The 8,292-nt window shown below is 54.4% G+C and carries 8 protein-coding genes; 6 read left to right on the top strand and 2 right to left on the bottom strand.

Annotated features, from left to right (window positions below; genetic code table 11):
* A partial coding sequence (locus OGY09_RS00475; RefSeq protein ID WP_286589756.1) for a hypothetical protein occupies window positions 1–206 on the bottom strand: 206 nt, incomplete at its 3' end.
* A 166-nt stretch (window positions 207–372) separates the two neighbouring features.
* Complete coding sequence (gene rpmE, locus OGY09_RS00470; protein ID WP_008787040.1) at window positions 373–585, bottom strand: 50S ribosomal protein L31; 213 nt, start codon at window positions 583–585, stop codon at window positions 373–375.
* Between the two features lie 257 nt (window positions 586–842).
* Between rpmE and priA the strand changes: the two genes are divergently transcribed.
* The 6 genes from priA to menA all read left to right on the top strand — a co-directional run bounded on the left by priA (window position 843) and on the right by menA (window position 8,252).
* Window positions 843–3,041: a primosomal protein N' gene (gene priA / locus OGY09_RS00465; RefSeq protein ID WP_267442486.1), complete on the top strand. Its 2,199-nt coding sequence runs from the start codon at window positions 843–845 to the stop codon at window positions 3,039–3,041.
* 156 nt (window positions 3,042–3,197) lie between these two features.
* Complete coding sequence (gene cytR / locus OGY09_RS00460) at window positions 3,198–4,223, top strand: DNA-binding transcriptional regulator CytR (protein WP_032945613.1); 1,026 nt, start codon at window positions 3,198–3,200, stop codon at window positions 4,221–4,223.
* 93 nt (window positions 4,224–4,316) lie between these two features.
* Complete coding sequence (ftsN, locus tag OGY09_RS00455; RefSeq protein ID WP_071992585.1) at window positions 4,317–5,291, top strand: cell division protein FtsN; 975 nt, start codon at window positions 4,317–4,319, stop codon at window positions 5,289–5,291.
* A gap of 91 nt (window positions 5,292–5,382) precedes the next feature.
* A complete protein-coding gene (gene hslV / locus OGY09_RS00450) occupies window positions 5,383–5,913 on the top strand; it encodes an ATP-dependent protease subunit HslV (protein WP_003028805.1) in 531 nt (176 codons plus the stop codon).
* Between the two features lie 10 nt (window positions 5,914–5,923).
* The gene (gene hslU, locus OGY09_RS00445) at window positions 5,924–7,255 is read left to right on the top strand and encodes an ATP-dependent protease ATPase subunit HslU (protein ID WP_003028803.1); all 1,332 of its coding nucleotides are present in this window, start codon (window positions 5,924–5,926) and stop codon (window positions 7,253–7,255) included.
* A gap of 67 nt (window positions 7,256–7,322) precedes the next feature.
* Window positions 7,323–8,252, top strand: coding sequence for a 1,4-dihydroxy-2-naphthoate polyprenyltransferase (menA, locus tag OGY09_RS00440; protein ID WP_003825185.1), 930 nt, complete (start codon window positions 7,323–7,325; stop codon window positions 8,250–8,252).
* Window positions 8,253–8,292: the final 40 nt, after the last annotated feature.

Genomic DNA, 8,292 nt, shown 5'->3' with positions numbered 1-8,292 from the left:
CCGGGCAGGGTGAAATCGGTCTCGCCGGGCAGGACCTTGGCGCCGAGGAGCGGGTTGACCGGGTTACCGGAGATGATGCCGCCGGGACAGACAGAGCAGGCGATGCCGGTGGGGGCACCAATCATCACGCCCATGGCATCCTGGACAATCGGGCCGCCGAATTTTGTCATGTCACCCATCCGGGCTGCCGGTTTACCGCCGCTCATGATTCAAATCCTTTTAGATTAGACAGTTGTAGAGAAGCCTACTGAGAACAGGAATTAAGGAAAGATCAAAAGCAGCTTTAAAAGGAACTTTAGGAATTTATAAAGATGGGATAAAACGCAGAAACAAAAAAAGCGCCATAAGGCGCTTTTTTCTGACAGCTGAAACTTACTTGCTGCCTGGGATGCTGAAACGCTTGTTGAAGCGATCAACACGGCCACCGGTAGCAACATCACGCTGCTTGCCAGTATAGAACGGGTGGCACTGACCGCACACGTCCAGGTTCAGATCGTGACCGACGGTAGAGCGGATTTTCATGACGTTACCGCAAGAGCAGTTTGCAGTAATTTCTTCGTATTTCGGGTGAATATCTTTTTTCATGGGAAAACCTCGGTTTAAGGCCGCGTCGCTCTTCCAGCCCTAACGCCAGACACCACGCGATGTTAATTATTCCCCGTCACCTTTCACGCTGCATCAACAGCCTGAAACTCTCGGGTAATGGTCATTGTTTGACGCAATCAATTTGCATCAAAGGCGGCGAATCATACAGAAATTAACCTGCTCATGCAAACTGATCCGCATTCTACCCTCCACTAATGTGTATACTAACCCGCCAGATTTCAAGTCAGGATGATTCAATGCCCGTTGCGCACGTTGCCTTACCTGTTCCGCTACCTCGCACCTTTGACTACCTCCTGCCGGAAGGCTTGAGTGCCAAAGCCGGGTGTCGTGTACGCGTGCCCTTTGGCAAGCAGCAGGAGCGCGTGGGTATCGTCCTTTCCGTCAGCGAGCACAGTGAACTGCCGCGGAGCGAATTGAAAGCCGTTCTCGAAGTGCTGGACAGCGAACCGGTCTACTCGACCTCTGTCTGGCGTCTGCTGTTGTGGGCGGCTGATTATTATCATCATCCCATCGGTGACGTACTGTTTCACGCTCTGCCAATTTTACTGCGCCAGGGACGCCCGGCGACAAACGCGCCCATGTGGTACTGGTTTGCCACTGAAGAAGGCCAGGTTATTGACCTCAACAGCCTGAAGCGTTCTCCCAAGCAGCAACAGGCGCTGGCTGCGCTACGCCAGGGGAAAATCTGGCGCGACCAGGTGGTTGAACTGGAATTTAATGATGCCGCATTACAGGCACTGAGGAAAAAAGGGCTGTGCGATCTGGCGAGCGAAACACCAGGCTTTAGCGACTGGCGTACGCACTACGCGGTTTCTGGTGAGCGTCTGCGGCTGAACACCGAGCAGGCCACCGCCGTCGGGGCGATTCACAGCGCCTCAGACAGTTTTAGCGCCTGGCTATTAGCGGGCGTAACGGGATCAGGCAAAACAGAGGTCTATCTTAGCGTTCTGGAAAACGTCCTTGCCCAGGGCAAGCAGGCGCTGGTGATGGTGCCGGAGATTGGCCTGACGCCGCAAACTATTGCCCGTTTTCGCGAACGTTTTAATGCGCCGGTCGAAGTCCTGCACTCCGGTTTAAACGACAGTGAACGTCTTTCAGCCTGGCTGAAAGCAAAAAATGGCGAGGCGGCGATTGTTATCGGCACGCGTTCTTCGCTGTTTACGCCGTTTAAAAATCTCGGCGTGATTGTCATCGACGAAGAGCACGACAGCTCTTATAAACAGCAGGAAGGCTGGCGCTATCATGCGCGCGACCTCGCGGTTTACCGCGCCCATAGCGAGCAAATCCCGATTATTCTCGGCTCAGCCACCCCGGCACTGGAAACGCTGTGTAACGTGCGGCAGAACAAATATCGCATGCTACGCCTGACGCGCCGCGCCGGAAATGCGCGCCCAGCCACTCAGCACGTGCTGGATCTCAAAGGTCAGCAAGTGCAGGCCGGACTCGCCCCTGCTCTAATCGCCCGTATGCGTCAGCACCTGCAGGCGGATAACCAGGTGATCCTGTTTTTGAACCGTCGCGGTTTTGCGCCTGCGCTGCTGTGCCACGACTGTGGTTGGATTGCAGAATGTCCGCGTTGCGATCACTACTACACGCTACATCAGGCGCAGCACCACCTGCGTTGCCACCACTGTGACAGCCAGCGCCCAATACCGCGTCAGTGCCCCTCCTGCGGTTCGACGCATATGGTTCCAGTAGGACTCGGCACCGAACAGCTTGAGCAGGCTCTGGCACCTTTTTTCCCCGGTGTGCCAATTTCACGTATCGATCGCGACACCACCAGCCGTAAAGGGTCGCTGGAGCAGCATCTGGCGGAAGTGCATCGCGGCGGCGCACGAATTCTTATAGGCACGCAAATGCTGGCCAAAGGCCACCACTTCCCGGACGTCACTCTGGTGGCGCTGCTGGACGTTGACGGCGCGCTATTCTCCGCAGATTTCCGGTCAGCAGAACGCTTCGCCCAGCTCTATACGCAGGTCTCTGGCCGTGCCGGACGCGCCGGGAAGCAAGGCGAAGTGGTGCTGCAAACGCACCATCCTGAACATCCGCTGCTGCAAACCTTGCTGTATAAAGGCTATGACGCGTTTGCCGAACAGGCGCTGGCCGAGCGACAAACGCTCCAGCTTCCACCGTGGACCAGCCATGTGATCGTGCGGGCAGAAGATCATAACAACCAGCATGCACCAATGTTCTTGCAGCAGCTACGGAATCTCATTCAAGCCAGCCCGTTGGCCGATGACAAACTCTGGGTGCTCGGCCCGGTTCCCGCACTGGCGCCCAAACGCGGTGGTCGTTATCGTTGGCAAATATTGTTGCAACATCCATCACGAATTCGTCTGCAACATATCGTCAGCGGCACGCTGGCACTGATCAATACGCTACCCGATGCACGCAAGGTTAAATGGGTGCTGGATGTCGATCCCATCGAGGGATAACCCCTCACGATGCGAGGCGGATCGTAAAATTAAAGATCCATCACACTTTTTATGAAAATTCTGTAACCGCTTCCATTCACTATCTGATAAAAATGTTTCAGATGAAGGTTATCCAGGGACGAGTCTGTGCCAGCAGCTCTCTGGCGAGGAGAAAGAGTGAAACCGAATAAGCAGGTTGTCGCCGCTACGATGAAAGATGTTGCTCTGAAGGCGAAAGTCTCAACGGCAACCGTATCCCGCGCATTAATGAACCCGGACAAAGTCTCGCAGTCAACCCGTAACAAGGTTGAGCAGGCAGCGCTGGAAGTGGGATATCTACCCCAATCAATGGGACGTAACGTTAAGCGTAATGAGTCACGTACCATTCTGGTGATTGTGCCGGATATCTGCGATCCGTTTTTTAGCGAAGTGATTCGTGGCATCGAAGTGACTGCCGCAGAACAGGGATACCTGGTGCTTATTGGCGACTGCGCGCACCAGAACCAGCAGGAAAAGACGTTTCTTAACCTCATTATCACCAAGCAGATCGATGGCATGGTACTGCTCAGCTCGCGCCTGCCGTTTGATGCCAGCGTGGAAGAACAGCGTAATTTACCGCCGATGGTCATGTCGAACGAGTTCGCGCCAGAGCTGGAACTCCCTACCGTGCACATTGATAACCTCACCGCCGCCTTTAACGCGATGAATTATCTGCTGGAACTGGGGCATAAACGCATTGGTTGTATCGCCGGACCCGAAGATATGCCGCTGTGCCATTACCGTCTGCAAGGCTACGTTCAGGCATTACGCCGCAGCGGAATTACGGTCGATCCGCATTTCATCGCGCGCGGTGACTTTACCTATGAAGCGGGAGCCAATGCGTTGAAGCAGCTCCTTGAACTACCGCAGCCGCCTACCGCTGTCTTTTGTCACAGCGACGTCATGGCGCTGGGCGCACTCTCTTACGCCAAACGCCAGGGTCTGAAAGTCCCTGATGATTTATCCATTATTGGCTTTGATAACATTTCGCTCACGGAATTTTGTGATCCACCCCTGACAACCGTCGCACAGCCGCGTTTCGATATCGGACGTGAAGCTATGCTGTTACTGCTCGATCAATTACAAGGGCAGAGCGTCAGCAGTGGCTCACGTTTACTGGACTGCGAGCTTATTATTCGGGGTACTACCCGGGCACTGACGTAAAGTAAAGTGCTTTCGGACTCCCCTGTCTGGTCAAAGGCCCGCCGCTTAAGTAACATGGCGGGCTGACGAACGAATAAATACAGCGAAACGATAGTGGCACAACGAGATTATGTACGTCGCGGCCAACCGGCACCTTCGCGGCGCAAGAAGAGCACATCACGGAAAAAACAACGCAATACGCCTGCGGTATCGCCCGCAATGGTTGCTATTGCTGCAGCCGTACTCGTGACCTTTATCGGTGGTCTGTACTTCATTACGCATCACAAGAAAGAAGAGTCCGAAACGCTGCAAAACCAGAAAGTCACCGGTAATGGCATTCCGCCAAAACCGGAAGAGCGCTGGCGATACATCAAAGAGCTGGAAAGCCGTCAGCCTGGCGTACGTGCGCCTACCGAACCGTCTGCGGGCGGCGAGGTGCTGAATGCCGATCAGCTAACCAATGAGCAGCGCCAGCTATTGGCGCAAATGCAGGCTGATATGCGTCAACAGCCGACGCAGCTCAACGAAGTACCGTGGAACGAGCAAACGCCTGAACAACGCCAGCAAACGCTGCAGCGTCAGCGTCAGGTGCAACAGCAGCAGTGGAATAACGCACAGCAGCAGGCTCAGCAGCCGCGTCCACGGGCAACAGAACAGCCGTATCAGCAGCAGCAAACGCGTACAGCACAAGCCGCGCCGGTACAGCAGCCGAAACCGCAGCCAAAACCGGCGGCGCAACAGCCGTATCAGGATCTGCTGCAAACGCCTGCGCATACCACCGCCGCTCAGCCGAAAACGCAACCGGCCGCGCCAATAACGAATGAAACGCAGCCGCCAAAACAGACTGCTGAGAAAAAAGATGAACGCCGCTGGATGGTTCAGTGCGGATCATTTAAAGGCGCTGAGCAGGCAGAAACTGTGCGTGCACAGCTGGCCTTTGAAGGCTTTAACTCCCGTATAACCACCAATAACGGCTGGAATCGTGTGGTCATTGGTCCGGTCAAGGGCAAAGAGAATGCCGACAACACCATCAGCCGCCTGAAGGTTGCTGGTCACACAAACTGCATTCGACTCTCTACTGGGGGTTGAAACCCCCAAAATCCCCCCCATCTATACTTGCATTACGCCCCGTACACTGTGCGGGGCCTGTACATTGCATTTGTAACCAAGGGGTCTGCTCGTGACAACAATAGTAAGCGTACGCCGTAACGGCCATGTGGTAATCGCCGGTGATGGTCAGGCCACACTGGGTAACACCGTAATGAAAGGCAACGTGAAGAAAGTCCGCCGTCTGTACAACGATAAAGTCATCGCGGGCTTTGCGGGCGGTACTGCGGATGCATTCACGCTGTTTGAACTGTTTGAACGCAAGCTGGAAATGCACCAGGGTCACCTGGTGAAAGCTGCCGTTGAACTGGCAAAAGACTGGCGTACCGACCGTATGCTGCGCAAACTCGAAGCGCTGCTGGCCGTCGCAGATGAAACTGCATCGCTCATCATCACCGGTAACGGCGACGTCATCCAGCCAGAAAACGATCTGATTGCTATCGGCTCCGGCGGTCCCTACGCCCAGGCTGCTGCACGCGCTCTGCTTGAAAATACCGAGCTTGGCGCACGCGAGATTGCTGAGAAAGCGTTGGATATTGCAGGGGATATCTGCATTTATACCAACCACTTCCATACCATCGAAGAATTGAACTCCAAAGCGTAAGGATCCCCCCATGTCTGAAATGACCCCACGCGAAATTGTCAGCGAACTGAACAAACACATCATCGGCCAGGATAACGCTAAGCGTTCCGTGGCGATCGCCCTGCGTAACCGCTGGCGTCGTATGCAGCTCAACGAAGAGTTGCGTCATGAAGTCACGCCGAAAAACATTCTGATGATTGGCCCGACCGGCGTCGGTAAAACCGAAATCGCCCGTCGTCTGGCAAAACTGGCCAACGCGCCATTCATCAAAGTTGAAGCAACAAAATTCACCGAAGTCGGCTATGTTGGTAAAGAAGTAGATTCCATCATCCGCGATCTGACCGATGCTGCCATCAAAATGGTCCGCGTGCAGGCAATTGAGAAAAACCGCTTCCGCGCTGAAGAGATGGCGGAAGAGCGCATTCTCGACGTGCTGATCCCACCAGCTAAAAATAACTGGGGACAGTCAGAGCAGCCGCAGGAACCTTCTGCAGCGCGTCAGGCATTCCGTAAAAAACTGCGTGAAGGCCAGTTGGATGATAAAGAGATCGAAATCGATCTCGCGGCCGCACCGATGGGCGTTGAAATTATGGCGCCTCCAGGAATGGAAGAGATGACCAGCCAGCTGCAGTCCATGTTCCAGAACCTGGGCGGCCAGAAGCAAAAACCGCGTAAGCTGAAAATCAAAGACGCGATGAAGCTGCTGATTGAAGAGGAAGCGGCCAAACTGGTGAACCCGGAAGAGCTGAAACAAGAAGCTATCGACGCCGTTGAGCAGCACGGGATCGTGTTTATCGACGAAATCGACAAGATCTGTAAGCGCGGCGAATCCTCCGGCCCGGACGTGTCCCGTGAAGGCGTACAGCGCGACCTGCTGCCGCTGGTTGAAGGCTGCACGGTCTCCACCAAGCACGGCATGGTGAAAACAGATCACATTCTGTTTATCGCTTCTGGTGCATTCCAGGTAGCCAAACCGTCCGACCTGATCCCAGAACTGCAGGGTCGTCTGCCGATTCGTGTCGAGCTGCAGGCGCTGACCACCAGCGATTTTGAGCGTATCCTTACCGAACCGAATGCCTCCATCACCGTCCAGTACAAAGCGCTGATGGCGACTGAAGGTGTGGACATCAACTTCACTGAATCCGGTATTAAACGCATTGCCGAAGCGGCCTGGCAGGTTAACGAAACCACCGAAAACATCGGTGCACGTCGTCTGCATACCGTTCTGGAACGTCTGATGGAAGATATTTCCTATGATGCGAGCGATTTGAACGGCCAAAGCATCACAATTGATGCCGAATATGTGAGCAAACATCTGGATGCGCTGGTCGCAGATGAAGATCTGAGCCGTTTTATCCTATAATCGCGTTCAATGCATTTTCATCACTGTTGATGGGGCTGATAAAGCCCCATTTTTATTGGCGCTAAATATGACTGAACAACAACAAATTAGCCGCTCACAAGCCTGGCTGGAAAGTTTACGACCTAAGACCTTACCGCTCGCCTTCGCGGCGATCATCGTCGGTACGGCATTAGCATGGTGGCAAGGATACTTCGATCCGCTGGTTGCTCTGCTGGCATTGATTACGGCAGGACTGCTGCAAATTCTGTCCAATCTCGCTAACGACTATGGCGATGCCGTTAAAGGCAGCGACAAACCCGACCGTATTGGACCGCTGCGCGGTATGCAAAAAGGGGTCATCACCCAACAGCAGATGAAGCGCGCGCTGATCGTCACCGTGGTGCTGATCTGTCTGTCCGGGCTAGCCCTGGTTGCTGTAGCCTGTCACACGCTGGCGGATTTTGTCGGTTTCCTGGTGCTCGGCGGTCTGTCGATTATCGCCGCGATCACCTACACCGTGGGTAATCGCCCTTACGGATATATCGGCCTGGGCGATATTTCTGTGCTGGTATTCTTCGGCTGGCTCAGCGTAATGGGAAGTTGGTATCTGCAGGCGCATACGTTGATTCCAGCGCTGATTCTGCCTGCCACCGCCTGCGGCCTGCTGGCAACCGCCGTGCTCAACGTCAACAACCTGCGCGATATCAACAGCGACAGAGAAAACGGCAAGAACACGCTGGTCGTGCGTTTAGGCGCTGTCAATGCCCGCCGCTACCACGCCTGTCTGCTGATGGGCACGCTGGTCTGTCTGGCACTGTTCAACCTGTTCTCACTGCAAAGCCTGTGGGGATGGCTGTTTATCCTCGCCGCTCCGCTGCTGATCAAACAGGCTCGTTATGTAATGCGCGAGATGGACCCGGCTGCAATGCGTCCGATGCTGGAACGCACCGTAAAAGCGGCATTGTTAACTAACCTGCTGTTTGTCGTTGGAATTTTCTTAAGTCAGTGGTCTCTTTAACTGACAAATATCAATTAACAATTGATGATTTTGCCAACAG

The organism is Citrobacter sp. Cpo071 (assembly GCF_030332765.1).
Classification (GTDB): domain Bacteria; phylum Pseudomonadota; class Gammaproteobacteria; order Enterobacterales; family Enterobacteriaceae; genus Citrobacter; species Citrobacter portucalensis.
The sequence above is the reverse complement of the archived record's forward strand: the minus strand, read 5'-3'. Positions and strand labels throughout refer to the sequence as shown.

What these genes read in the sequence shown, in the direction of transcription:
- menA (WP_003825185.1), top strand. Translation starts at nt 7,323, where the DNA reads ATGACTGAACAACAACAAATTAGCCGCTCACAAGCCTGGCTGGAAAGT.
- hslU (WP_003028803.1), top strand. Translation starts at nt 5,924, where the DNA reads ATGTCTGAAATGACCCCACGCGAAATTGTCAGCGAACTGAACAAACAC.
- priA (WP_267442486.1), top strand. Translation starts at nt 843, where the DNA reads ATGCCCGTTGCGCACGTTGCCTTACCTGTTCCGCTACCTCGCACCTTT.
- rpmE (WP_008787040.1), bottom strand. Translation starts at nt 585, where the DNA reads ATGAAAAAAGATATTCACCCGAAATACGAAGAAATTACTGCAAACTGC.